Genomic DNA, 24,910 nt, shown 5'->3' with positions numbered 1-24,910 from the left:
GGGCCGGCCCCCGCTCAGCGGACCAGGACCGAGGGGTCCTCGACGGCCTTCGGGACGGAGACCCGCGAGCGGTCGTCCGCGAAGGTCTGGACGGTGAACATCGGGATCCCGTCCTGCGGCAGGGTCAGGGTGCGGGCCGCGTACACCGGGCCGCCGGAGAGGGTCTCGACGGTCAGCGCGTACGGGCCCCTGCCGCCGGCGGGGGACGGGGTGGGGGTCAGCGCGCGGGTGGTGCCCGCCTTGAGGGCGAGTTCCTGGACGGCCGCCTTCCCGCCCTCGGTGCCCGGGGACGCGGTGATGCGGACCTTGGCGTCGGCTCCCGGGGCGGTGAGCGTCAGGGTCGTGGCCTTGTCCTCGGGGCGGTTGTCGGCGACGGTGGCCCGTTCTCCGGCCGGCGGGCTCGCCGGGATGAAGGCCACCTCCTGCTTGGCGCCGGTGCCGCGGACCACCCGCAGCGCCGCCACCACCGGGACGGGCTTCTTCGGGTCGGCGGGGGCCAGCAGCAGCGAGCCGGCCTCGCCGCGGGTGAGGTCGGCCAGCTCCAGGGAGGCGGTCATCCCGGCCTTGACGTGCAGCTGCTCCTTGCCGGCCGGGCTGATGGACCCGTTCGGGCCGGACAGCTTCACGGTCAGGTCGGCGTCGTCCTCGCCGGGGGCGAAGGCGACCAGCCGGACCGAGGCGGCGTCCGCCGGGATGCCGGGCAGGACCAGGGACCCCGCCGGGCCGGCGGCGGCCGGCAGCCAGTCGGAGCCGACGCCGTCCTCGGCGATCTGCGTGGAGGCCCCGACCCGGCCGGAGCTGGTCGTCACGTGTGCGGTGACGTCCGGGAGCTGGGCGTCGGCGGCCAGGGGGGCCAGCCACACCTTGGTGGTGGAGTGGGGTTCGACCGTGATGACGGGGTCTGCGGTGCCCGGCTTGGGCTTGAGCAGGCCGTCGGGGCCGTAGAGCTTGATGCCGACCTCGGCGACGGTGTCGTCGGGGTTGGTGAGGTGGACGTAGTCCTGGCGGCCCTTGGCGGTGCTGACGCCGGGGAACCAGAAGTCGGTGCCGGGCGCGGTGCAGGCGAGCCCGAGCAGGCCGCGCGCCTGGCCGACCGCGACCTTGGTGGTCTGCTGGGCGGTCCAGCCGGGGGCCATGGCGCCCTGCGCGGAGCCCGTCAGCGCGGGCGCCTCGGCGCCGGAGGCGGTGGCCGCTACCGGTGTGCCGGGCACCCTGGGCTCCAGGACGGCCTTGCCCTCCTTGGTCGCCAGCCGGGCCGCGCCCTTGCCGGCGGCCTTCCCGGGGGTTTCCGGGGTGACGGAGGTGTACGTGGTGTCGGCGATGTCCGAGGAGCTGGGCGCCGGGCAGACCAGCACGGAGCGCTCCACGGGCATCCGGGCGGCCGCCGCGCGCCGGGCGTCGGCGGCCGGGGCCGCGCCGGGGGCGGTGACGAAGGCCAGGCCGCAGCCGGCGGCGAGGACCGCCGTCACGGCCGCGAGCGTCAGGGGGGCGCGCTGCTTCACGGCTGGTGGCTCCCGTCCGGACGCGGGTGGTGCTGTCCGTAGGTGTCGTACTGCTGGGGCTCGTACTCGTACGGGTGGGGCTGCTGCTGGTGCGGGAAGGGGTACTGCTCCCCGGGCTGGGCGTAGGCCCCGCCGTACTCCGGGTACTGCGGGTACTGCGGTGCGCCGGACGGCTGCTGCTCGTGGCCCGACCCGTACGGGGGTTCCTGGGCGGGCTCGTACGCGTAGGGCTCCTGGTAGGCGTACGACTCCTCGCCGTACACCTGCTGGGCGGGGATCTGCGCGTACGGGTCGACGACGGCCTCGGCCGGGCCGGCCTCGGGTTCGTGCCCGGCGGCGGGCGCGCCCCGGCGGCGGGCGCGGCGGCCCTGGCCGGGCTCGCCGTCCGCCGCGGCGGGGGCGGTCTCCTCCGGGAGGTCGTCGTCGAGGCGGGCGGGGCGGCCCGGCAGGGCCATCACCAGCAGGACCAGGGCGAGCAGGCCCTGCGCCCAGTGCCAGGCGTCCCGGGCGGCGGAGTCCTCGTGGACGAGGTCGAGCCGGCCGCCCTCCCGGGGCAGCTCGAAGCCCTGTGCCCAGCCGTCGACGGTGACGGGGGTGAGGGGCCTGCCGCCGAGGGTGGCCTTCCAGCCCGGGTCGGCGCGGTCGGCGACGCGCAGGGTGCGGCCCTCCTCGCCGGCCGGGATCTTCGCGTGGGCCTCGACGGGGCCGGCGTCGACGGCGATGGGGGCCTGGCCCTGCCTGGCGGGGACGATCGCGACGCGGGCGGGTTGGCGCTGGACCTCCCAGACGGCGGTGCCGTCGTCCTGGTGGTGCTGCTTGAGGCCGGGGGTTCCGTCGAGGATCTGCCGCAGTCCGGCGGGCCCGCCGGCGGGGATCATCACGTACCGCACGGCGAAGGCGCTGAGCTGCTCGGACTGGTCGGCCCCGGAGCCGGAGACCAGGCTGGAGACGGCCTGGGTGAGGCGGGGCTGGGCCCCCGCCCCGGCGAGGACCTCGGCGTCGCCGAGGAGGACACCCCCGCCGCGGACCAGGGTGTAGGAGACGGTGGCGGGCGAGTCTCCGCCGAGGACGAGGGTGCGGGTGCGGTTGCTGTCCTCGGACTGGGCGGCGACGAAGGCCGGGACCCTCACGGGGTCGCGGCGTCCGATCGGGCCGTCGGCGCCGGCGACCGTCCAGGCGGCCGCCGCGAGCAGCGGTGCGGCGGCCGCGGCGAGGGCGGTGAGGGCGGCCAGCGGCTGGCGCCAGCCGAAGCTGCGGGCGGCGACGCGTTCCCGGGCACCGTCCGCGCCGACCACGGCGGCGGCGATCAGCCCGAGCCCGTAGAGGAGGGTGCCGGGGCCGGCCCAGCCGGTGCGGTTGAGGAGGACGGCGAGGAACAGCCCGGCCAGGGCGGCGGTCCACGCGGTGGCGAGGGCCGGGCGGCGGTCGGCGCGGAGCAGGGCGGCGAGGGCGGCGAGCAGGGTTCCTGCGAGGACGAGCCCGCCGGCGGTGCCGGGGCCGCCGGGGTCGGCGGTGAGCAGGCCGAGGGGGGTGGCGGAGCCGCTGCCGTAGGGGAGCCCGGCCTCGCGCAGGAGGCGTTCGGGGTGGGTGAACAGGCCCAGGGACCAGGGCGCGAGGACGAGGACGGGGACGGCGAGGGCGGCGAGCAGCCGGGGGGCGTACGTCTTCCAGCGCGCCCGGCGCACCAGCAGCGCTCCGGTGCCGAGGGCGGCGGCGAGCGGCCAGACGACGGGGGTGAAGGCGGTGGCCAGGGTCAGCAGCAGGGTGTGCGTCCACACCGCGCGCCAGGTGCCGGGGGCGTCGCGGTCCGCGAACCCGAAGGCGGTGACGGCGGAGCGGGCCAGCAGGGGCAGGAGGACGGCGAGGACGGCGGTGCCCAGGCGGCCCCCGGCGAGGGCCCCGGTGACGGCGGGCAGGAAGGCGTAGGCGACGGCGGCCCAGGCGCGCAGCAGCCGGGACTCGACCAGCGGCCGGGAGGCGAAGTAGGCGGTGAGGCCGGCGAGTGGGACCGAGCAGACGAGCAGCAGGGCCAGCGCGGCCTTGGTGGAGCCGAAGAGCAGGGCGGAGAGGGCGGCCAGGACGGCGAGGTAGGGGGGCGCCCCGGCGGTGGTGCCGGTGCCGGCGGGCTGCCAGTCGGTGGTGTAGCGGTGCCAGAGGTCCAGGGCGCTCGCGGGGGCGGGGAGCAGGGCGCCGCCCATGAGGCTGCCGCCGCCGACGAGGGCGCGGCACGCGGCGAGGGAGACCAGCAGGAGCAGGGCGAACAGGACGGGTGCGGGCTTGCGGGCGATCCGCTTGAGCCGGGAGAACTGCTCGATCTCCAGGTAGTCGGCGTCGTCGCCGCCGGGCCCGGACTCGACGGCGCCGCCGTGCCGTCCGGTGGGGGCGGTGTCGGTGTCGCGGCCGGAGCCGAGGTAGGCGGCGAGCTGTTCGGCGCCGGCCCGCAGGGTGGCTCCGGGCGGGGGGAACAGGGGGCGCAGTTCGGCGGCGGGTACGGCGCTGCGGCGGCGGGCCTTGCGGGCGGCGAGGATCCGGCCGGGGCGCAGCAGGGTGGCGAGCAGGCCGGTGAACTCGGCGGCGGCCTGGGCGGGGGCCTTGCCGATGAGGTAGCCGAGGGTGCGCAGGAGGGTGCCGAGGACCAGGCGCAGCAGGACGTAGGGCAGGGCGCGGCCGGGGGTGTTGGCCAGCAGGGTGTGGACGGCGCCGGCCTTGTCGACGCGGTGGGGGTCGACGGCGGAGCGGCCGGCGCAGTCGACGGTGCGGCGCTCGCGGGAGGCCGCCTCGGCGTGGCGCAGGACGGCGTCGGGGGCGACGAGGACGGTGTGGCCGGCGCTGTGGGCGCGCCAGCACAGGTCGACGTCGTCGCGCATGAGGGGCAGGCGGCGGTCGAAGCCGCCGAGGTCGTCGTAGACGTCGCGGCGGACGAGCATGCCGGCGGTGGAGACGGCGAGGACGGGGCGGACCTGGTCGTGCTGGCCCTGGTCCTGTTCGCGGCGGTCGAGGCCGGTCCAGCGGCGGCCGCCGCGCGCGATGGTGACGCCGGCTTCGAGGAGCTGCTTGCGGTCGTACCAGCCGCGGAGCTTGGGGCCGATGACGGCGGCGTCGGGGTTCTGGTCGGCGACGCGCAGGAGTTCGGTGAGGGCGTCGGGTTCGGGGGCGCTGTCGTCGTGGAGGAGCCAGAGCCACTGGACGGGCTCGCCGTGGGGGAGGTCGGGGAGGTCGTACGTGTCGTCGCGCCAGGTGCGGCTGACGGGGTCCCAGCCGCTGGGGCGCTTGAGGTAGGGCAGGTCGTCGGGGGTGAGGGTCCCGGCGGTGCGGGCGGCCTCGTCGACGGCGGCGCCGAAACCGGTGCGGCGGGCGAGGTGCAGGACGCGCTCGTCGCCGAGGGCCTCGGAGAGGAGGCGGGCGGACTCGTCGGCGCTGCCGGTGTCGGCGGCGACGTGGGCCTGCGCGGGGCGTTCCTGGGCGAGGAGTCCGGCGAGGGTCTGCGGCAGCCAGCGGGCTCCGTCGTGGGCGACGAGGACCGCGGTGACGACGTGCCGGGGGAACTCGGGGGTGGCGGCCGCCTGGTGGGAGACCGGCGAGCTGCTGTGCGGGGACATCGCGGTACGGGCCCTCCGGCCTGGGGATCCGGGGGTGGTGTGCCCTCGGAGGCTGCTGGACAGCGCCCCACACTAACGGCTGGGAAGGGGCGGGTCCGCCTCCTGCGGGGAAGGCCCTGAACGCGACGGTCCGCCTCCTGCGGGGAAGGTGCGGGAGGCGGACCGTTCGCTCTGTCTGCTGGGGTGTGCGGCGCTCCGCGGAGCGCGGTTGACCAGGTGGTCTGCGTGCGGTTCTGCGGGCCGTCGTGCGGCCGGGTCAGACCGCTGCCTTCTTCAGGCGGCGGCGTTCTCTTTCGGACAGGCCGCCCCAGATGCCGAATCGCTCGTCGTTGGCGAGGGCGTACTCGAGGCATTCGGAACGGACCTCACAGGCGAGGCAGACCTTCTTGGCCTCGCGGGTGGAGCCGCCCTTCTCGGGAAAGAAGGACTCGGGGTCGGTCTGGGCGCACAGAGCGCGCTCCTGCCATCCGAGCTCCTCGTCCGCCTCCTCGACCAGCAGTTCCTGAAACAGCTCGGTCATGTGCGCCCCTCGCTCTGTCTGTGCGTCCCCGTGGTGTCGCCGTTACCGGTCACCAGGTAACGACACGAGTGAAATTACAAGTGTGTGGCTTCTGCCCAGTCAAGCCGAGATCTGCTATTGGGCGCCTTATTCACTCTGCGGAACCAAACGTATGTAGAAAGTGTTCATATCGCCAAAAATCGTGACAGAAGCCACCGGTCCCGGCGAGCGACACCTTCTCCCCTGGGCCGACGCTTCACTCCGCGGAGGGGTTGCAGTCCGGTCACAGATGCGGCGCGGATCACATTCCGGTCACGACTTGGCGTCGGGAGGTTTGGGCACGGCTCCCACTGGATCAGTGATGCGGCACATCCCCCGGCATGGACTGCACAAACCTTTCTCCGTGCGCAGTAACCGGATGAGGTGAAAGTTTCCCCTCAAAACGGACATTGGGTTGACAGTCCGACCCTCGGCCCGGTCTCCTTGTCTCCATGTCAGCGCCCGCAGCCACCACCCGGACCCCCATTCGTGGGTTCCTGTGTGCTGCCCAGGTTCGCTGTTGCTGTTGCAGCTGTTGATGCCCCAGGAGCCCCGTCTCCTCCGCGCACCGGCCACTCCCCCCACAGCAACCGCCCCGCACGACTGACACACGTCGAGGACACCCCCACGATGAACAGCGCCCCCGCCTCCGCCCTTGCCGCCTCCTCCGCCGCTCCCGCCGTCGTCGAGAGCGACCTCCAGATCGCCGGCGACATCCTCGCCGTCCAGCACCTCCTCCAGCCCGCCCGCGAACACCCGGCCACCGTCGCCGAGTTCGCCGGCCTCGCCCGCTCCATCGCCGAGGACCGCGCGAGCTGGGAGCACCTCGTCCAGTACGACGCCACCACCCGCTGGTACCACCGCCTGCGCGCCGTCCCCCAAGCTCTCGACTCCGCTCGGACAGGGGGTGCCCCCATCGGCTACGAGGTCTGGCTGCTCAGCTGGGTCCCCGGCCAGGGCAGCGGCCTCCACGACCACGGCGCCTCCTCCGGCGTCCTGACCGTCCTCGACGGGGAGCTCACCGAGCACACCCCCCGCGGGCGGCTCACCCACCGCGCCGGCGCCCAGCGCGTCTTCGGCCCCGGCTACGCCCACGAGGTCGTCAACGACGCCCTCGAAGGAGCCGTGAGCCTGCACGTCTACTTCCCCGGCCTCACCGAGATGCCGATGCACAGCTGCTCCCCGGCCCACCAGGAGCACGTCCCGGCCTGACCCGCCCGGGCACCGCCCCGCGGTGGACGTCCCGCGGCTGCTGACAGACTGTCCGCATGCGCATTGTTGTTCTGGCCGGCGGTATCGGCGGCGCCCGTTTCCTCCGCGGACTGCTGTCGGCGGTCCCCGACGCGGACATCACCGTCATCGGCAACACCGGTGACGACATTCACCTGTTCGGGCTGAAGGTCTGCCCCGATCTGGACACGGTGATGTACACCCTCGGCGGTGGCATCAACGAGGACCAGGGCTGGGGCCGCACCGACGAGTCCTTCACCGTCAAGGAGGAACTCGCGGCATACGGGGTCGGACCGTCCTGGTTCGGCCTCGGCGACCGCGACTTCGCCACCCACATCGTCCGCACCCAGATGATCGACGCCGGCTACCCGCTCAGCGCCGTCACCGAGGCCCTCTGCGACCGCTGGCAGCCCGGCGTCCGCCTGCTGCCCATGTCCGACGACCGCGTCGAGACGCACGTCGCCGTCAACGACCCGGAGACCGGCGAACGCCGCGTCATCCACTTCCAGGAGTACTGGGTCAAGCTGCGCGCCTCCCTCGACGCCGAGGCCGTGGTCCCCGTCGGCGCCGAGCAGGCCAAGCCCGCACCCGGTGTGCTGGAGGCCATCGCGGCCGCCGACGTCATCCTCTTCCCGCCCTCCAACCCGGTCGTCTCCATCGGCACCATCCTCGCCGTCCCCGGCATCCGCGAAGCGGTGGCGCAGGCCCCGGCGCCCGTCGTCGGCCTCTCCCCCATCGTCGGCGGGGCCCCCGTGCGCGGCATGGCCGACAAGGTGCTCGCCGCGGTCGGCGTGGAGTCCACGGCCACCGCCGTCGCCCTGCACTACGGGTCCGAGCTGCTCGACGGCTGGCTCGTCGACACCTCCGACGCCGACGCGGTCGAAGCGGTCACCGCCGCGGGCATCGCCTGCCGGGCCGTGCCGCTGATGATGACCGACCCCGCCGCCACCGCCGCCATGGCGCGCGCCGCACTGGACCTCGCCGGGCAGGCCCGGTGAGCGCCTCCTCGTACGAGGTGCGCGCCCTCCCCGGGATCCCCGAGGTGCGGCCCGGCGACGACCTGGCCGCGCTGATCGCGGGCGCGGCGCCCGACCTGCGCGACGGGGACGTCCTGCTGGTCACCTCGAAGATCGTCTCGAAGGCGGAGGGGCGGATCGTACGGGCCGGCTCCCGCGAGGAGGCCATCGACGCGGAGACCGTCCGCGTCGTCGCCCGCCGGGGTCCGCTGCGGATCGTCGAGAACCGGCAGGGGCTGGTGATGGCCGCGGCCGGCGTCGACGCCTCGAACACCGAGCCCGGGACCGTACTGCTGCTCCCCGAGGACCCCGACGCCTCCGCCGCCGCCCTCCGGGCCGGGCTGCGGGCCCTGCTCTCGGTCGACGTGGGCGTGGTGATCACCGACACCTTCGGGCGGCCCTGGCGCTCCGGGCTCACCGACGTCGCCATCGGCGCGGCCGGGGTGCGCGTCCTGGAGGACCTGCGCGGCGGCGCCGACGCCCACGGCAACCCCCTGAGCGCTACCGTCGTGGCGACCGCGGACGAACTCGCGGCCGCCGGAGACCTCGTCAAGGGCAAGGCGAACGGGCTCCCGGTGGCGGTCGTCCGGGGCCTGGGGCACCTGGTGGGCGGCGCGTCCACCGCCCGGGACCTCGTACGGGCACCGGCCGACGACATGTTCCGGCTGGGCACCTCGGAGGCCGTACGGGAAGCCGTCACGCAGCGCCGCACCGTCCGCGCCTTCACCGACGAGCCGGTCGACCCCGGCGCGGTACGCCGCGCGGTGGCGGCGGCGGTGACGGCCCCGGCCCCGCACCACACGACGCCGTGGCGGTTCGTCCTGCTGGAGTCGGCCGCCGCCCGGCTGGAACTGCTCGACGCCATGCGGGACGCCTGGATCGCCGACCTGCGGCGCGACGGCAAGTCCGAGGAGTCCATCGCCCGGCGGGTACGGCGCGGGGACGTGTTGCGCAACGCCCCCTACCTGGTGGTGCCGTGCATGGTCACGGACGGCGCGCACGACTACGGACACGCCCGGCGCGACGCCGCCGAGCGGGAGATGTTCGTGGTCGCCACGGGCGCGGGCGTGCAGAACTTCCTGGTGGCACTGGCCGGGGAGCGGCTGGGCTCGGCGTGGGTGTCGTCGACGATGTTCTGCCGGGACGTGGTCCGCAAGGTGCTCGGCCTGCCGGAGGACTGGGACCCGATGGGGGCCGTCGCGGTGGGCCACCCCGCCGCGGCCCCCGCGCAGCGGCCGGGCCGGACGGCGGAGGAGTTCATCGAGGTCCGGTAGGCCGCAGGACCCGGCCCGGCCCGGGCCGTCCCTGCCCGCCCTCGCCCGGCCCTTCCCGCCCCCGCCCGGCCCCGCCCGTCTCAGAGACGGCCGATGTCGCTCCGGTACATGCGGGGGGCGCGGCGCGGCGGCGTGCGGCCCGCCAGCAGGACGAGGCGGGCCGCGCGGTGGCGCTGGCCCGCGTACGGGGCGAGGAGCTCCAGCATCTCGGCGTCACCGGCGTCCCGGTTCCCCGTGAGGGCGTAGCCGATGATCCCGGGCAGGTGCAGGTCGCCGGTGGTGACGGCGTCCGCGGCGCCGTTGCTGCGCTGGAGGGTCTCGGCGGAGGTCCACGGCCCGATTCCGGGCACCGCCTCCAGCCGTGCGACGGCCTGCGGCAGCTCCATGGCGGCCGCCTCCTCCAGCCGGGCCGCCACCCGGGCGGCCCGCACGATGGTGGCGGACCGCTTCGCGTCCACCCCGGCCCGGTGCCAGTCCCAGGAGGGGATCAGCGCCCAGTCCCGGGCGGAGGGCATCACGTACAGACCGCCCGGCCCCGGGGCCGGCTCGCCGTGCAGGCGGACCAGGCGGCGCCAGGAGCGGTAGGCCTCGTCGGAGGTGACCTTCTGCTCCAGGACCGTCGGGATCAGCGACTCCAGGACCAGTCCGGTGCGGGTGAGGCGCAGGCCGGGCCGGCGGCGGTGACTGGCGTGCACGAGGCGGTGGCGGGGGACGAAGGCAGAGGGGTCGTCGTCGGCGCCGAGCAGCGCCGGGAGCCCGTCGAGGACCCAGTCGGCGCCCGGCCCCCACGCCTCGGCCTCCGCCCCGTCGGGAGTGGCGCAGACCCGGAGGGCGGCGGGCCCGTCGGGGGTCCGCGTGGCACGCCAGACCGACCCGTCGGGGGTGGTGCGGAAGGTGGGGTCGCCCGGCCCCCGGCGCAGGGGCCCGAGGACGAGCCCCAGGTCGACGGGCCGGCCGCAACTCCAGCCCCGCCGCTTCGCCCCGCCCCCGGCGGCCACGCCGGGACCGGCGGGCACGGGCGTACGACCGGCGCGGAGGTCGGTACGGGTGAGGGGATCGAAACGTCCGGCCATGCTTCGAGCGTAACGGCGGGGGGTGACAGCCGGGCGGGCCCGCCGTCTCCCCCGCGAGAGGGCGATGGCGGGCCCGCGCCCTAACGGCCCTGGAGCTTGGCCGAGGCCGTGCGGGTCGGGGGGAGCTGCTTGTAGAGGAGGCGGCCCGGGCATTCCGTGGCGAAGCCGTCGCGGTGGCCCGAGATGACGTTCAGCTTGACCTTCGAGCCCTTCTTGTACCGGTTTCCGCCGCCCGACCTCAGCGTGGTCCTGGCCCGCGGGTCCGCCCCGAAGAGGCCGAGCTTCCAGGCCGTGAGGCGGGCCACCGCGTTCACCGCCGCCTTCGGCGGGGCCGTCGAGGAGTAGGTGCCGATCACCGCCACGCCCATGCTGTCCGCGTTGAACCCCATGGTGTGCGCGCCGAGCACCGGCTTGGCGACTCCGCCCGCCCGGCCCTCGTAGACCGTCCCGCACTTGTCCACGGCGAAGTTGTAGCCGAAGTCCCGCCAGCCGCTGCTGACCACGTGGTAGCGGTACAGGCTGCGCAGCACCGCCGGGGCGTCCTTGCAGGCGTAGTTGTTGCCGGAGGCGGTGTGGTGGACGAACGCCGCCTTGACCGTGCTCGTGTAGACGAAGCCCGGCTCGCGCAGGGATTCGTCCGCGCCCCAGCCGCGCCGGGTGACGATCCGCGGGCGCGGGCCGATGTACGGGCGGGCGGCCGCGGCGAGTTCGCCGTCGGCGGCGATCGCGTCGGCGGTGGAGTCGGCCTGGTTGAGGGCGCTGATCTCCAGGGCGCCGAGCGGGGCGTGCGGGACGTTGGCGGAGGAGGACTCCGCCGCGCCCATGGACAGTTCGGGGAGGGCGGCGGCGATGTCGCCCTTGTCGTCGTCCGGGGGGAGGGCCGGGGAGGAGGCCGGGGACGCGCCGTTCTTGCCGTCCGGGGAGGACGGCGGTGCCGAGCCCGGGTCGACGAGTTCGATGCGCAGGCCCGACGGGAGGCGGCCCGGGCGGGCGGCGGCGCGGGTGGGGGCGGAGCCGTGCTCCGCCTGGACGCGGATCTCCACGCCGTCGGACGGGCCGACCCACAGCGGGGCGGTGGCGCCGCGGACGCGGCCGGTGCCCCGTTCCACCGCGTCGGGGTCGGCCGCGTGTTCGCCGTTGTGGGTGTCCACGTCCTGCCAGCCCGACCAGGCGCCGGTGGCGACGGAGCGGGTGCGGACCTGGACCCGGCCGGAGAGTTCCGCCGCCGCGTCGTCCCAGACGACCCCGACCAGGGAGAACGTCGTGACGTCACGCGGGGCCAGGCCCCGGGTCTCGGGCAGGTCCGGGGAGGCGCTCATGCCGGGGACGCCGGGGATCCGGGCCCCGGTGGACGGTCCGAGGGGGACGAGGGGCAGCGACTGGGTGGACCCCGGCACGACGGGGACCGCCTCGGCCAGGGCCGGAGTGGAGAGCGCGAGCGGCAGGGCCAGTGCGGCGGCCGTCACGACACCGATCGAGGAAGCAAGGAATCCGCGCATGGAAGCGATGCTGGGCACACCCACCACGGAGCGCCATCGGAGAACTGACGCACCGTCCGACGGCGCGCCGGGCGCGCCTCCCCTGGACGGGCGAGCCGCCGACCCCCGTACGAGGGAGGGGCCCGCGTACGCTGGGGCGGGTGAACGCCACTGACCGCACCCCTGCCGACCTGCTGCGATCCGCGCTCGCCGCCGATCCGGGCCGCCCGCTCGTCACCTTCTACGACGACGCCACGGGCGAGCGCGTCGAATTGTCCGTCGCCACCTTCGCCAATTGGGTGGCCAAGACCGCCAATCTGCTCCAGGGCGACCTGGGCGCCGAACCGGGCGACCGGCTGGCGCTGCTGCTGCCCGCGCACTGGCAGAGCGCCGTGTGGCTGCTCGCCTGCGCCTCCGTCGGGGTGGTCGCGGAGATCGGCGGGGATCCCGCCGACGCCGACCTGGTGGTGAGCGGGCCCGACACGCTGGAGGAGGCCCGCGCCTGCTCCGGTGAGCGGGTCGCGCTCGCGCTGCGTCCGCTGGGCGGGCGGTTCCCGCAGGCGCCGGCCGGGTTCGCGGACTACGCGGTGGAGGTGCCGGGTCAGGGTGACCGGTTCGCTCCGTTCGCGCCGGTGGACGCGGACGGGCCGGGGCTGGTGGTCGGCGGCGCGGAGCTGTCGTACACGGCGCTGGTCGGGCGGGCCCGCGAGGACGCGGCGGAGCGGGGGCTCGGCGGGGGTGCCCGGGTGCTGTCGGGGCTGGGCTTCGACAGCTGGGAGGGGCTGTCGGCGGGGCTGTACGCGCCGCTGGCCGCGGGCGGCTCGGTGGTGCTGTGCCGCAACCTGGACCGGCTGGCGCCGGAGGCGCTGGCGCAGCGGGTGGAGAGCGAGCGCGTCACCCACACCGTCTAGAGGCCCGGCTCGCCCGGGTCGGCCGGCTCACCCGGGTCGCCCGGGTCGGCCGGGTCGGCCGGGTCGGCCGGGTCGGCCGGGTCGGCCGGGTCGGCCGGGCCCGGCCCGTGCTCCGGCCCCCGGCCCCGCCCCGCCCCGGAGGCGCGTCGCCGCCCCGGGTTCCGGCGATCTCTCACCCGCATGGGTCTAGACAGGCCCCCGCCCCCGGGCCGTCCGCCCCGGCCGGAGGGAGTATCGCTGCAGGCCGTGCTCACCCGCACGGCCCGTTGCCGGTGCGGCGCAGCCGCGGCCGGTACGGCGAGGGGACGGTGCGCGAGTGAGGGACGGCGCGGGCATACCGGACGGCGCTGGAGCGGCCGCAGGCGGCGGAAGGCCCCCGCGCGGCCGCCGCCGGCGCCGGCTGCTGCGCTGGATCGGGCTCGGGGCCGTGCTGCTGGTCCTCGTGGGGACGGCGGCCGGCTGGTGGCTGTACGCGAAGCTCGACGGGAACATCACCGAGGACACCTCGGCCGCGGCCGAGCTGCGGCGCTACGAGCGCGAACGCCCGGCGCACTTCGCGGCCGGCGCCCAGAACATCCTGCTGATCGGCTCGGACTCGCGCTCCGGCACGGGGAACGCGGGTTACGGGCAGGACGGCGGCACGCAGCGTTCGGACACCGTGATCCTGCTGCATCTGCCGGCCGACCGCCGCAGCGCGACGGCGGTGTCGATCCCCCGGGACCTGATGACCGGGGTGCCGGAGTGCCTGGGGGCCGACGGCTCCCGTACGGGGGACCGGTTCGCGCAGTTCAACTGGGCCTTCCAGTGGGGCGGGGCCGCCTGCACGATCCGGACGGTGGAGAAGATGACCGGGATCCGGATCGACCACCACATGGTCGTGGACTTCGGCGGGTTCAAGAAGATGGTCGACGCGGTCGGCGGGGTGGAGGTCTGCCTGCGGCGGCCGGTGGACGACGCCGAGGCGCACCTGCGGCTGCCGGCGGGCCGGCAGGTGCTCCGGGGCGAGCAGGCGCTCGGGTTCGTCCGGGCCCGCTACAGCCTGGGGGACGGCAGCGACACCGAACGGATGGAGCGCCAGCAGACGTTCCTGGGCTCGCTGTGGGAGAAGGTGAGCAGCAACGGGGTGCTGCTCAACCCGGGGAAGCTGTATCCGCTGCTGGACGCGGCGACCTCCTCGGTGACCACCGACCCGGGGCTGGCCTCGTTGCGCGGACTGTACGAACTCGTTCGGGGCGTAAGGGACATACCGGCCGACCAGGTCAAGTTCCTGACGGTGCCCCGCCGCCCGTACGCGGCCGATCCGAACCGGGACGAGCTGGTGGAGCCGGACGCGACCCGGCTGTTCGAGCGGCTGCGGACGGACCGGCCGGTGACGGTCACCGCTCCCGAGCCGTCGGCGAGCGCGGATCCGGAGCCCCTGGAGGCGACGCCCCGCGGATCCGGGGAGGGCTCGGGAGAGGCCGCCGACGGGGGTTCGGGCGGGGTTTCGCCGTCAGGAAGCGGAACCCCTCCGGCACCCACACCGGCCCCCACCTTCACAGGAACCACGGCGGGCACGGCAGACTGCCGGTAAAGCAATCCAAAAGCCGGGGGCCCGAGCGAGCCGGATGAGCGCTTTGGCCCGTTATAAGGGGAGTGGATTTTGTCACCGGCATGGTTTGCGGCTGACCTGGCCGGATAAGGTGAGCGATCCGGTGCACCGGCTGTGAAGAGGCCGTGCACCAGCAGCCGGATCGTTGACCGCGCGCCTGGGGGGAGGCGCGTCGCGAAGCACCGACGGAGGATTCGAGCAACCGTGGATGCGCAAAGCCGTGGGCGGGCGGACGAGATCGACCCCGCCGACCAGTGGGTCCTCAATCCCCGCACTGGCAACTACGAACTGCAACTGGGCCGTTCCGCTGCGCAGCAGCGCGTGGCCCCGTCCCCCCGCAGACTGCGCAGATCGTCCACGTCCACGTCCACGTCCACGTCCACGCCCACGGCCGCCCCGGCGCCGGCCGCCCCCTCCCCCGCCGTTCCCAAGCCCCGCCGCGGCGAGGGCCCGCCCGGCGGGCGGCGCGGCGGCGGGCGCTCCCGCAAGGACGACGGAGCACCGGGCCGCCGCAAGCGGCTTTTGGCGGTCACCGGCGGCACCCTGGCGTTCCTGCTGGTCAGCAGCGGGGTGGGCTCGTACATCTACTACGAGCACCTGAACGGCAACCTGAAGGTCATCGACACCGGCGGCGCGGGCGGCGGCTTCAAGAAGGACCAGCCGATCAACATCCTCGTCATCGGCACCGACAAGCGCAGCGGCAAGGGCAACGAGGGCTACGGGGACGCCGAGAGCGTCGGCCACGCCGACACCACGATCCTCTTCCACGTCTCCAAGGACCGCAGCAACGCGACCGCGCTGTCGATCCCCCGCGACCTGATCACCGACATCCCGGCCTGCCCGACGAAGATCGACGGCTCGGTCAAGGAGATCCCCGGCACCCGCGGCACCCGCTTCAACAACAGCCTGGGGCAGGAGGGCCGCGACCCGGGCTGCACGATGCGCACGGTCAAACAGCTGACCGGCCTGGACGTCGACAACTTCATGATGGTCGACTTCAACGCGGTGAAGAACCTGAGCACGGCCGTGGGCGGGGTGCCCGTCTGCCTGGCGAAGGACGTCAACGACCGTGACTCGAAGCTGAACCTGAAGGCGGGCGAGCACCGGCTGGAGGGCGAGCAGGCGCTGGCCTTCGTACGGACGCGGCACTCCTTCGGCAACGAGAGCGACCTGGACCGGATCAAGACCCAGCAGCAGTTCCTGGGTTCGATGATGCGCGAGATGAAGTCCAAGGAGACGCTGACCAGTCCGAAGAAGTTCTTCTCGCTGGCGGAGGCGGCGACGAAGTCGCTGACCGTGGACCAGGGGCTGGGCTCCATCGGCAAGCTCACCGCGCTCGCGGGCGAGTTGAAGGGCATCAACCCCAAGAACGTCACGTTCACCACGCTTCCGGTGGTCGACAACCCGGCCGAGCCGGCGAACCGCAAGGCGACCGTGGTCGTGAACTCCGCGCAGGCGGACCCGCTGCTCCAGATGATCCGGGGGGACGTGTCCCTGACGGAGGTGGAGAAGAAGGAGCAGGCCGCCAAGGACGCGGCCGAGGCCGACGCCAAGGGCAGGCAGGACGCGCTGCTCCAGGGGAACCGCGCCCCCGCCGGTGACATCCGGGTGGACGTGTACAACGGCGGCGGCCCTCCGGGGTCGGCGTCCACCACCCTGACGTGGCTGCAGAACAGCAAGGGCGTCTACAAGGCCGGCAACCACGGCAACGCCTCGGCCCGGCTGGCCGCCACGCAGCTGGAGTACGCCCCCAACCAGGCCGACCAGGCCAGGGCGCTGGCCGACATGATGGGACTGCCGGCCTCGGCCCTGAGGCCCGGCGCGGTCGACGCGGCGCCGAGGACCCCGATGAAGCTGACCCTGGGCTCCGACTTCAAGGAGCCCGGCACACCGCTCGGTGCCGCGGTCCCGCAGCAGGCGCCCGAGGGTGTCCAGCGGGTCGAGGCGGACAAGGCGGTCTGCGCCAAGTGACCGGCCGCCCCGGCGGACGCCGGCGCACGGGGCCGCTCAGCAGGACCGGGCGGCCGTCGGGCCGCCCGCGGCACGTCCACAGACCGCCGATGGGGCGGTAGCCGGCAGGACCGGCACAATACCGACCAGTAAAGATTCTTGAGGGGGGTACGCGTGATGCACAGCAGCGTGCGGGGGGAGGGGGCGCCCGAGAAGGCCGCCGACGGCATATCCGACGGCGGCGAGAAGAAGGCGTCCGGCGCGGTGCCCCCACCCCGGGACGGTTCGGGCGGCGGCGCCCGGCCCCCGGGCGGTGGCATCCCTGTCCGCCGGCGTCGCCGGCGGGTGCTGTTCTGGGTGGCGTCCGTCCTGGCGTTCCTGATCCTGGGAACCTCGGCGGCCGGGTACCTCTACTACCGTCATCTCGACGGCAACATCCGCAGCGGGCAGCGCCTGAGCGGCGAGAGCGGCGTGGAGAAGACCCACGCCAATGCCAAGGGCCAGCGCCCGCTGAACATCCTGCTGATCGGCTCCGACAGCCGCAACAAGCCGGAGAACGTGGAACTCGGCGGCAGCCGCGACACGGTGGGCAACCCCCCGCTCGCGGACGTGCAGATGCTGCTGCACGTGTCGGCCGACCGGGAGAACGCGTCGGTCGTGAGCATCCCGCGCGACACCCGGGTCGACATACCCGAGTGCACGGACCCGAAGACCGGCGAGAAGTTCAAGAAGACCAACGCGATGATCAACGAGTCGCTCGGCCGCGGCGGCCCCGGCTGCACGCTGGCCACCTGGGAGAAGCTGACCAGCGTCTACATCGACCACTGGATGATGATCGACTTCTCCGGTGTCGTGAAGATGGCCGACGCGGTCGGTGGCGTCCCCGTCTGCGTCAAGGACAACGTCTGGGACCGGCCGCTGCCCACCTCCGGCGGGGGCTCCGGCCTCAAGCTCCAGAAGGGCACGACCCGGGTCAAGGGCGAGCAGGCGCTCCAGTGGCTGCGCACCCGGCACGCGTTCAGCAGCGACCTGGGCCGGGCCCAGGCCCAGCACATGTACATGAACTCGATGATGCGCGAGCTCAAGAGCCAGAACGCCTTCACCGACGTCGGCCGGATCACGGACCTGGCCGAGGCGGGCACCAAGGCCCTGGAGGTCTCCGAGGAGATCGGCTCGGTCAAGAAGCTGTACAACCTGGCCATGCAGCTCAAGGACGTCCCCACCAACCGCATCACGATGACGACGATGCCGACCTTCCAGGACCCGCGGGACGAGAACCGGCTCATCGTGAACCCGGCGGACGCCGACCGGCTGTGGACGATGCTCCGCAAGGACATCGCGTTCGACAAGAACGGCGAGCCGCAGACCCCGCAGAGCCCGTCGGCCTCCCAGCCCGCCGCCGACGCCTCTCAGCCCGCCCCGGCCGGTTCGCAGCCGCCGGCGCAGCCGGGGCAGCAGCCTTCGAAGGCCCCGGTCACCACCCCGGACAAGATCGCCGTCAACGTGGTCAACGGCACCGCCGCCGGCCAGCCGCTGGCGCCCCACCGGGCGAACGCGATCGCGGAGGTGCTGGTCTCCAAGGGCTTCACGGGGGCCAGGGCGGACAGCGCGCTGACCCCGGAGAAGACGACCGTGGTGCGCTACCCGACGCCGGACCTGGCGGACGAGGCGCAGAGCGTGGCGGCCTCCCTGGGCGTCCCGAACGCCGCGGTGCAGCAGTCGGCCGACGTCTCGAAGATCACCCTGGTCGTGGGCGCGGACTGGCGTGAGGGCAACGCCTACCCGCAGCAGACCCCGCCGCCGGCCGGTGCGATCCCGGACACCGCCGACGCGATCAACGGCTCGGACACCGGCGCCTGCATGGAGGTCTACAAGCCGTACCGCTGGTAGCCGGCGGCGGCGCGCATGCGAAGGGGGTGGCCCGGTCCGTACCCACGGACCGGGCCACCCCCTTCGCGTGATGCCTCAGACCGGGGAGGGGTCGCGGCGCACCGACGGGCGGCGGCTGGCGACGACCATGGCGCTCCTCGTTGAGCACTGCCATGATCACCGAGACTGCGGGCTGCTGGGCGGGCATGTCGTCCTTCACGGTCGGGTAGCGGTGTCACGTTAACGCGTACGGGGGAAACGGAAGCGCGGCGGACGAGCGGTACGGACAGACGCTGATCGTATGGGCCTACTGTTCCGATGAATCTGCCCGACGTACCGGGAGGTGTCCCCCGTGCCCCAGCCGCACCGCCCCACCCGGCCCGCCGGGCCGGCCCAGCCGCAGCGCGCACGGAAGGGCGGCGGCCGCGGCGGGACGGCCCGCGGCCGGCGCGACCGGCCCCGGTGGGGCGTGCGGATCGCGGCCGGGGTCTCCCTGGTGGTGCTGGGGTCCGGGGCGGTCGGGCACGCCGTGATGACCGGCCTGGACACCGGCATCGAACGGGTGGACCCCTTCAAGGACATGAAGAACCGTCCGCAGGCCGGGCACGGGGTGAACTTCCTGCTGGTCGGCACCGACGGCCGGGACAAGATCACCCCGGAGGAGAAGCGCGAGTACCGCCTCGGCGGGGAGCCCTGCCACTGCACGGACACGATCATGCTGGTGCACCTGTCCGCCGACCGGCAGCGGGCCAGCGTGGTCAGCCTGCCCCGCGACAGCTACGCCGAACTCCCCGCGCACCAGGACCCGGTCACCGGCAAACCCCACCGGGCGCACCCCGTGAAGCTCAACGCGGCCTACGCCGAGGGCGGGCCGAACCTGACCGTGCGGACCGTCGAGGACATGACCCGCGTCAAGATCGACCACTACCTGGAGGTCGACTTCACCAGCTTCATGCGGACCGTCGACGCGATGGGCGGGGTCGAGATCTGCACCGCCAAGGCCCTCAACGACCAGAACACCGGCCTGCGCCTGCTGCCCGGCACCCACCGCCTCACCGGCGGCCAGGCCCTCCAGTACGTCCGCTCCCGCCATGTCGACGGGGCCTCCGACCTGGGCCGGATGCAGCGCCAGCAGCGGTTCGTAGCCGCCCTGATCAAGCAGGCCACCGGAGGCGGGGTGCTGCTCAACCCGGTGAAGTTCAAGGAGGTCAGCTCCACCCTGCTGGGCTCGGTGCGCGCCGACAAGGACTTCGGCTCCGAGCAGATGCTGGCGCTGGGGCAGGCGATGCGCGGGTTCACGCCCTCCTCGTCCGAGTTCGCCTCCGTCCCCATCGGGGACGCCTCGTACCAGGTCAAGGGCATCGGCTCGACGGTCAAGTGGGACGACCACAAGGCCGCCCAGCTCTTCGAGTCCCTGCGCGAGGACCGCCCGCTGGCCCCGCCCCGTCCCGGCCGGCCCGCGGACCGCCCGGCGGCCCCCGCGACGCCGACGGCCGTCCCGGTCGACGTGCCGCCGCAGCAGATCCGGGTGCAGGTGGAGAACGGCACCCGGATCGACGGGCTGGGCGGACGCGTGGACGCGGCCCTGCGCGCCACCGGCTTCGACACCACCGGCGCCCCGGGCAACGGCGCCGGCCGCGACGTCCGGCGCACGGTGATCTCGTACGACCCGCGCTGGGACCGCTCCGCCCGCACGGTGGCGACGGCCCTGCCCGGCAGCGAGCTGCGCGCGGTCGCCGGCCAGGGCCGGACGGTGCTGGTGATCGCCGGCTCCGACTACGGCAAGGTCGTCCCGGTGCGGGCCGAGGACCCCTACCAGGGCGAGTTCGGCGTGGTCACCGGCGACCAGGTGGTGTGCGGGAAGTAGCACCCCCGCCCACGCCCCCTCCCGCCACCGCCCGGGCCGCTACCCGACCCGCTCCAGCAGGGAGACCTCCAGGCCGCGCACCGTCCTGCTCTCGGCCACCCGGTAGTGGGCCGCCAGCGCGTCGGCCTGCTCCTTAGGGAGCTTGTGGTACGGGTTCTTCGTGCCGCTCCAGGTCACCACCCACACCCGCTGGGTGGAGCCGAGGCAGCGCACGGGCTGCGCGCACTCCTCGGGGAACAGGTCGTCGCTCGCCACCGCCGAGCGTTCCGCGAAGACATCCCTGAGCCGGACCTTCTCCGGCAGGAAGTACTCCACCTGGAAATCGATCATGAACACGCGGTCGCCCCCGCGCACGGGCACGAACCCGTCCCCGGGCCGGTAGCCCTGGGAGATGACCCGCGCCGCCGCCTCGCCGTCGAGCCCGACCCGGGCCCACTCGGTCCGCAGCTGCCTCTGGTCGGGGAGGCCGAGGAGGACCACCGCGGCCAGGGCGAGGGCGCCGACCACCCGCGGCCGCAGCGCGGCCAGACCGGCCGCCGCGAGCACCGCCCACGCGGGCAGGGTGAAGAGGACGTAGCGGTCGATGAAGTACGAGGTGCTGCCCTGCGAGACCACCCAGGCCGCCAGGATCGGGGCCGCCCCCGCCAGGAGCAGCTCCACCGCGGGCCGCCGGCCCCGGCTCCAGGCGAGCGGCAGCAGTGCCACCGCGGCGACGGCGAGGCCGATCGTCGGGGAGCCGAACAGGTTGTTCCAGAGGTCGGCGATGCCGCGCAGGTGCGGGGTCTTGATCCAGCCGATCTGGCGTCCCGCCTGGCGCTGCCCCAGCAGCACCAGCGGAACCACCGGCACCAGGGCCACGGCCACCGTCACCGCGAAGCCGACGAGGGTGCGCCCCGTGCGCTCCCGCCACCAGCGCAGGAGCACGATCAGGCCGTGCGGCAGCAGGAAGAGCAGCGACACGACGTGGAACAGACCGGCCGCCGCCACCGCGAGGGCGTACGGCGCCCAGCGCCGCGGGGCCGGCCGCTCCAGCGCGCGCAGCAGCAGCCAGGTCGCGGCGCTCACCGCCAGTACGACGAAGGCGTACGACCGCGCCTCCTGGCCGTACCGGGAGACAGCGGGCAGGAAGGCGAAGAGCAGACCGGCGAAGACGGCCGTCCGGCGGTCGAAGAGCCGGCGGGCCGTCAGCACGGCGAAGGCCGCCGCGCCGGCCATGGCCAGCGCCGACGGGAGGCGGAGCATCGCGGTGGAGTCCCCGAAGACGGAGACCCAGCCGTGCAGCAGCAGGTAGTAGAGGCCGGACACGGCGTCCACGTGGCCCAGCATCCCGACCAGCTCGCCGGTGCTGCGCGTGGCGGCGTTCCAGCTGGCCAGCTCGTCCCGCCACGGCTGCGCCCGCCCGATGCCGACGCAGGCGACGGCCAGGGTCAGCAGGGCGGCCCAGAGCCAGTCGGGCACCGGCAGCCGGCGGGGGGTCCCGGGCCCTGCGGCCGGCCCGGGACGCCGGCGGTCGGCCGGATCGTCCGTTGCGGCCGGGGCGACGGGCGACGTGCGTGCGGAGGTCATCGGGTGGCGGCGCCTTCTGCGGGGACGGCAGACGGCTCGGTGGTAGCGGCGCGGCTGCGTACAGGCGGGTCGGACTTGGGCAGGGCCAGGCCGGGGGCGTCCAGCATCCGCCGCAGAAGGGCGGAGAGGGGCCGTTCGGCATAGCGGTGCACGAGCCAGGAGAGCAGGAGGACGGCGGCGAGCGCGGCGGCGAGGGTCGGCCAGACGCCCACCCCCTGCAGGCGGGTCCAGCGGATCAGGGCGAAGCCGATCTCCTGGTGCAGCAGGTACACGGGGTAGGTGAGGGCACCGGCGGTGGTGAGCCACTTCCACTGGATGCGGTCGAACGCGCCCATCGCCGCCGCCAGTACGACACCGAAGGCGAACAGGCAGAAAACGGTCATGACCGTCCAGTCGAGCGGGTGCATCACGCCGTACTTGAAGCTGGCGCCCGTACCCAGCAGTTGGTGCTGGGCGACCAGGAAGGAGAACCCGACCGACCCGAGGAGCAGCCAGTTCGCACCGAAGCGGTAGATCAGGTACATGACCGTGCCGGCGATGAAGTACGGCGCGTACTCGGGCATGACGAACAGTTCCAGCAGCTTGTTGTCCGAGCCGCGGCCCACCACCGACAGGATCATCCAGATCCCGCAGAAGCCCAGCACCCGACGGTAGGTCAGTCCGAAGACCACGACGAAGGCGAAGAGAAGGTAGAAGCGCAGCTCGACCCAGAGGGTCCAGTAGACGGGGTCCACCTCGGCCACTCCGAGCGGCTGCTGGAGCATCGTCATGTTGGACAGGAAGTCCGTCATGCTCAGGTGCGCGCGCGTCGGCCGGGCCGTCGCGGCGTAGTTGACCACCAGGCCGGTCAGCACGATCGCGACCCAGTAGGCGGGGAAGAGGCGCACCACGCGTGAGGTGAAGTACTGACGGGGCGTCCGGCCCCAGCAGGACATGCAGATGACAAAGCCGCTGATCAGGAAGAACAGCTGGACGCCCAGGAAGCCGTAGGCGCTGACGTGCTGCAGTCCCGGCATCAGCTTCTCGGGGGTGCCCAGCCACACCGTGGGATAGCGGTTGACGCCGGTCCAGTGGAAGGCGACCACCATCAGCGCGGCCACCAGGCGCAGGCCGTCCAGGGCGCGCAGCCGTGGCCGGCGGGACGCGGCGGCGGGCGGGCGCTGCGGCTCCGCTCCCGGCGTCCGCGGGGACGGTATGGGCTTCGACATGATCGGCACATCTCCGCAGCAGGAACAGGTGGGGGGCGGCGCCGCCGTCCGTGCACCGGGCGGTCGGACCTCAGCCGTGGAGTCTACGGGGGGGCCGCAGCCACAGCCGAATGGATCATTCCTCATCGAATCCCTCGGCGATGCGCCGTTCCCGCAGTTCCTTGATGGCCTGGCGGCGGGCGAGGCGGTGCGTGCGCCGGATCTGGGCCTCCTGGTAGCGGCGTTCGTCCTGCTCGGTCTCCGGGATCACCGGGGGGACCCGGCGGGGCTTGCCCTCGGGGTCCACCGCCGTGAAGACGAGGTAGGCGCTGCCGACCTGGGTGGCGGGGGTGGACTCGTTCCACCGCTCCGCGAGGACCCGTACGCCGATCTCCATCGAGGAGCGGCCGGTCCAGTTGACCTGCGCCCGGACGTGGACCAGGTCGCCGACGCGGACGGGGGCCAGGAAGGCCATCTCGTCCATGGAGGCGGTGACGGCGGCCCCGCCGGAGTGGCGGCCCGCCACGGCGCCGGCCGCGTCGTCCACCAGCTTCATGATCACTCCGCCGTGCACGGTGCCGAGGAGGTTGGTGTCGGCCGCGGTCATGATGTGACTGAGGGTGGTCCGGGACGCCGAGATCGGCTTGCCCTCCGGTGCCTCCGGTATCTGTGTCATGCAGCCACCTTAAGTGCGGCCCGGAGGCATCAGGTCTGCAACAGCCCCGGAACGAACACCCCACCGGGGTGTCCCGCGACACTCCCGGCCGGGCATCCTTGTGCGCATGAGTGACTGGGACGGCTTTGGCGGCGAGCGCGACGCGCGCGGCCGCCGCGATGACGGGTACGGACGCGGCGGCGGGCAGGCGCAGCCGGAGGGGGCGCAGCGGATGCGCCACGTCCAGCGGCAGCCGCAGGCCCCCCGTCCTCCCCAGTCGCAGCCCCGTCCCGGGCAGCGCCCCGCGCGGCCGCCGGTCCCGCCGCAGGCCCCGCCGCAGGCCCCGCCGCCGGGTGGCCGTCCGGGCTCCGGCTACGGGGTGCCGCCGCAGCAGGGGCAGGGCCCCGACGCTTCGTACGACAGCGGGTACAACACCGGCCAGGTCTACGGGCGCCCCTCCGGCCCCGGCGGCCCCGGGCGTCCCGCGGGTCCCGGCGGCCCCGGCGGCCCCGGCCGTCCCGGGCCGGTCCGCACCGTCGACTGGCGCAAGCGGATCAAGATCGGCTCGATCGTGCTGGTCTCCGCGCTGGTGGTGACCACGGTCGGCACCTACTTCTGGGCCGACTCCAAGGTCCGCCGCGAGGTCGACCTGTCCAAGGTGATCGAGCGGCCCAAGGAGGGCGACTGCACGACGTACCTGATCGTGGGCTCCGACAGTCGCGAGGGCATGTCCGACGAGGAGAAGAAGAAGCTCCACACGGGCTCCGCCGAGGGCAAGCGCACCGACTCGATGATGGTCCTGGCCAAGTGCTCCAGCGGGAACACCATGGTCTCGCTGCCGCGCGACTCGGACGTGGAGATCCCCTCCTTCGTCGGATCCCAGTCGGGCAAGAAGTACGCCGGCACCGGCAAGCGGACCAAGCTGAACGCCGCGTACGCGGACGACGGGCCGGAGCTGCTGGTGCGCACGGTCGAGTTCAACACCGGCCTGCGCATCGACCACTACGCCGAGATCGGCTTCGCCGGTTTCGCCAACATCGTGGACGCGCTGGGCGGCGTGGAGCTGGACATCGAGAAGGGCTTCAAGGACGAGAAGTCCGGCGCCGACTTCAAGGCGGGCCGGCAGACGCTGAACGGCGAGCAGTCCCTGGCCTTCGTCCGCACCCGCTACGCCTTCGCCGAGTCGGACCTGCAACGGACGAAGAACCAGCAGAAGTTCCTGTCGGCGCTCGCCAGCCAGGCCGCCACCCCGGGGACCGTGCTCAACCCGTTCTCCCTCTACCCGGTGATGGGCGCCGGCCTGGACACCCTCATCGTGGACAAGGACATGTCGCTGTGGGACATGGGCGAGATGTTCTTCGCCATGAAGGGCGTCAACAGCGGTGAGGGCGTGTCGATGAACATGCCGATCTCCGGTCAGCGGGGCGGCAACCTCGTCTGGGACAAGCCGAAGGTCCAGCAGTTGGTCAAGGAGATCCAGAACGACCAGAAGGTCACCGTCAAGGGGCAGTGAGCGGGGCGCCGGCCGGCCGCTGAACGGGTGAGGGCACCGCCCATCCCGCCGCCGGGTGCTGTGGACAGTGCGATGGTTTTCTCGTAAGACT

The 24,910-nt window shown here is 73.9% G+C and carries 18 protein-coding genes; 9 read left to right on the top strand and 9 right to left on the bottom strand.

Annotation, left to right across the window (positions count from 1 at the left end; genetic code table 11):
- Window positions 1-14: 14 nt before the first annotated feature.
- From ACFY15_RS26805 to ACFY15_RS26795, 3 genes are all read right to left on the bottom strand, one after another.
- Window positions 15-1,502, bottom strand: a complete 1,488-nt coding sequence (locus tag ACFY15_RS26805) for a DUF5719 family protein (RefSeq protein ID WP_390690468.1) — start codon at window positions 1,500-1,502, stop codon at window positions 15-17.
- Window positions 1,499-5,101, bottom strand: a complete 3,603-nt coding sequence (locus ACFY15_RS26800; RefSeq protein ID WP_390690467.1) for a glycosyltransferase — start codon at window positions 5,099-5,101, stop codon at window positions 1,499-1,501. Before ACFY15_RS26800 ends, ACFY15_RS26805 begins: the two co-directional genes overlap by 4 nt.
- A 256-nt stretch (window positions 5,102-5,357) precedes the next feature.
- The gene (locus ACFY15_RS26795) at window positions 5,358-5,621 is read right to left on the bottom strand and encodes a WhiB family transcriptional regulator (RefSeq protein WP_003983763.1); all 264 of its coding nucleotides are present in this window, start codon (window positions 5,619-5,621) and stop codon (window positions 5,358-5,360) included.
- Between the two features lie 648 nt (window positions 5,622-6,269).
- Here ACFY15_RS26795 and ACFY15_RS26790 point away from each other — a divergent pair.
- From ACFY15_RS26790 to ACFY15_RS26780, 3 genes are read left to right on the top strand one after another with little or no spacing between them, the layout of a single operon-like run.
- Window positions 6,270-6,851: a cysteine dioxygenase gene (locus ACFY15_RS26790; RefSeq protein WP_390690466.1), complete on the top strand. Its 582-nt coding sequence runs from the start codon at window positions 6,270-6,272 to the stop codon at window positions 6,849-6,851.
- 56 nt (window positions 6,852-6,907) lie between these two features.
- Window positions 6,908-7,867, top strand: a complete 960-nt coding sequence (gene cofD, locus ACFY15_RS26785) for a 2-phospho-L-lactate transferase (RefSeq protein ID WP_390690465.1) — start codon at window positions 6,908-6,910, stop codon at window positions 7,865-7,867.
- Entirely contained in the window at window positions 7,864-9,159 is a 1,296-nt protein-coding gene (locus ACFY15_RS26780; RefSeq protein WP_390690464.1) for a coenzyme F420-0:L-glutamate ligase, read from the top strand. The genes cofD and ACFY15_RS26780 overlap by 4 nt, the downstream gene beginning before the upstream one ends.
- Window positions 9,160-9,239: 80 nt before the next feature.
- Here the strand turns inward: ACFY15_RS26780 and ACFY15_RS26775 are convergent, their stop codons facing one another.
- Window positions 9,240-10,232, bottom strand: a complete 993-nt coding sequence (locus ACFY15_RS26775; protein WP_390690463.1) for a DNA-3-methyladenine glycosylase family protein — start codon at window positions 10,230-10,232, stop codon at window positions 9,240-9,242.
- An 80-nt stretch (window positions 10,233-10,312) separates the two neighbouring features.
- Window positions 10,313-11,731, bottom strand: a complete 1,419-nt coding sequence (locus ACFY15_RS26770) for a peptidoglycan recognition protein (protein WP_390690462.1) — start codon at window positions 11,729-11,731, stop codon at window positions 10,313-10,315.
- A 140-nt stretch (window positions 11,732-11,871) separates the two neighbouring features.
- Between ACFY15_RS26770 and ACFY15_RS26765 the strand changes: the two genes are divergently transcribed.
- Window positions 11,872-12,621 carry a TIGR03089 family protein gene (locus ACFY15_RS26765; RefSeq protein WP_390690461.1) on the top strand — a complete coding sequence of 250 codons (750 nt, stop codon included), beginning with the start codon at window positions 11,872-11,874 and terminating at the stop codon, window positions 12,619-12,621.
- Here the strand turns inward: ACFY15_RS26765 and ACFY15_RS26760 are convergent.
- Window positions 12,618-12,797, bottom strand: coding sequence for a hypothetical protein (locus ACFY15_RS26760; RefSeq protein WP_390690460.1), 180 nt, complete (start codon window positions 12,795-12,797; stop codon window positions 12,618-12,620). The two genes, ACFY15_RS26765 and ACFY15_RS26760, sit on opposite strands and share 4 nt — an antisense overlap.
- Before the next feature lie 140 nt (window positions 12,798-12,937).
- Here ACFY15_RS26760 and ACFY15_RS26755 point away from each other — a divergent pair, with 140 nt between their 5' ends.
- The 4 genes from ACFY15_RS26755 (at window position 12,938) to ACFY15_RS26740 (ending at window position 19,898) form a co-directional block, all read left to right on the top strand.
- Entirely contained in the window at window positions 12,938-14,194 is a 1,257-nt protein-coding gene (locus ACFY15_RS26755) for an LCP family protein (protein WP_390690459.1), read from the top strand.
- A 222-nt stretch (window positions 14,195-14,416) separates the two neighbouring features.
- Complete coding sequence (locus ACFY15_RS26750) at window positions 14,417-16,183, top strand: LCP family protein (RefSeq protein ID WP_390826157.1); 1,767 nt, start codon at window positions 14,417-14,419, stop codon at window positions 16,181-16,183.
- Between the two features lie 156 nt (window positions 16,184-16,339).
- On the top strand, window positions 16,340-18,052 hold the full coding sequence (locus ACFY15_RS26745) for an LCP family protein (protein WP_390690482.1): 1,713 nt from the start codon (window positions 16,340-16,342) through the stop codon (window positions 18,050-18,052).
- Window positions 18,053-18,500: 448 nt separating this feature from the next.
- Window positions 18,501-19,898: an LCP family protein gene (locus ACFY15_RS26740; protein WP_390690481.1), complete on the top strand. Its 1,398-nt coding sequence runs from the start codon at window positions 18,501-18,503 to the stop codon at window positions 19,896-19,898.
- A 39-nt stretch (window positions 19,899-19,937) separates the two neighbouring features.
- Here the strand turns inward: ACFY15_RS26740 and ACFY15_RS26735 are convergent, their stop codons facing one another.
- The 3 genes from ACFY15_RS26735 to ACFY15_RS26725 form a co-directional block, all read right to left on the bottom strand.
- Window positions 19,938-21,464: a glycosyltransferase family 39 protein gene (locus ACFY15_RS26735; protein WP_390690457.1), complete on the bottom strand. Its 1,527-nt coding sequence runs from the start codon at window positions 21,462-21,464 to the stop codon at window positions 19,938-19,940.
- On the bottom strand, window positions 21,461-22,672 hold the full coding sequence (locus ACFY15_RS26730) for an acyltransferase family protein (protein ID WP_390690456.1): 1,212 nt from the start codon (window positions 22,670-22,672) through the stop codon (window positions 21,461-21,463). Before ACFY15_RS26730 ends, ACFY15_RS26735 begins: the two co-directional genes overlap by 4 nt.
- A 115-nt stretch (window positions 22,673-22,787) precedes the next feature.
- A complete protein-coding gene (locus ACFY15_RS26725) occupies window positions 22,788-23,327 on the bottom strand; it encodes an acyl-CoA thioesterase (RefSeq protein WP_042816988.1) in 540 nt (179 codons plus the stop codon).
- Window positions 23,328-23,433: 106 nt separating this feature from the next.
- Here ACFY15_RS26725 and ACFY15_RS26720 point away from each other — a divergent pair, with 106 nt between their 5' ends.
- Complete coding sequence (locus ACFY15_RS26720) at window positions 23,434-24,819, top strand: LCP family protein (protein ID WP_390690455.1); 1,386 nt, start codon at window positions 23,434-23,436, stop codon at window positions 24,817-24,819.
- Window positions 24,820-24,910: the final 91 nt, after the last annotated feature.

It is taken from the genome of Streptomyces sp. NPDC001373 (assembly GCF_042895815.1).
In the GTDB taxonomy this organism is placed as follows: Bacteria; Actinomycetota; Actinomycetes; order Streptomycetales; family Streptomycetaceae; genus Streptomyces.
The sequence above is the reverse complement of the archived record's forward strand: the minus strand, read 5'-3'. Positions and strand labels throughout refer to the sequence as shown.

Coding starts and splice junctions, on each gene's coding strand:
- ACFY15_RS26800 (WP_390690467.1), bottom strand. CDS start 5,101: ATGTCCCCGCACAGCAGCTCGCCGGTCTCCCACCAGGCGGCCGCCACC.
- ACFY15_RS26795 (WP_003983763.1), bottom strand. CDS start 5,621: ATGACCGAGCTGTTTCAGGAACTGCTGGTCGAGGAGGCGGACGAGGAG.
- ACFY15_RS26790 (WP_390690466.1), top strand. CDS start 6,270: ATGAACAGCGCCCCCGCCTCCGCCCTTGCCGCCTCCTCCGCCGCTCCC.
- cofD (WP_390690465.1), top strand. CDS start 6,908: ATGCGCATTGTTGTTCTGGCCGGCGGTATCGGCGGCGCCCGTTTCCTC.
- ACFY15_RS26775 (WP_390690463.1), bottom strand. CDS start 10,232: ATGGCCGGACGTTTCGATCCCCTCACCCGTACCGACCTCCGCGCCGGT.
- ACFY15_RS26770 (WP_390690462.1), bottom strand. CDS start 11,731: ATGCGCGGATTCCTTGCTTCCTCGATCGGTGTCGTGACGGCCGCCGCA.
- ACFY15_RS26745 (WP_390690482.1), top strand. CDS start 16,340: ATGCACAGCAGCGTGCGGGGGGAGGGGGCGCCCGAGAAGGCCGCCGAC.
- ACFY15_RS26735 (WP_390690457.1), bottom strand. CDS start 21,464: ATGACCTCCGCACGCACGTCGCCCGTCGCCCCGGCCGCAACGGACGAT.
- ACFY15_RS26730 (WP_390690456.1), bottom strand. CDS start 22,672: ATGTCGAAGCCCATACCGTCCCCGCGGACGCCGGGAGCGGAGCCGCAG.
- ACFY15_RS26725 (WP_042816988.1), bottom strand. CDS start 23,327: ATGACACAGATACCGGAGGCACCGGAGGGCAAGCCGATCTCGGCGTCC.
- ACFY15_RS26720 (WP_390690455.1), top strand. CDS start 23,434: ATGAGTGACTGGGACGGCTTTGGCGGCGAGCGCGACGCGCGCGGCCGC.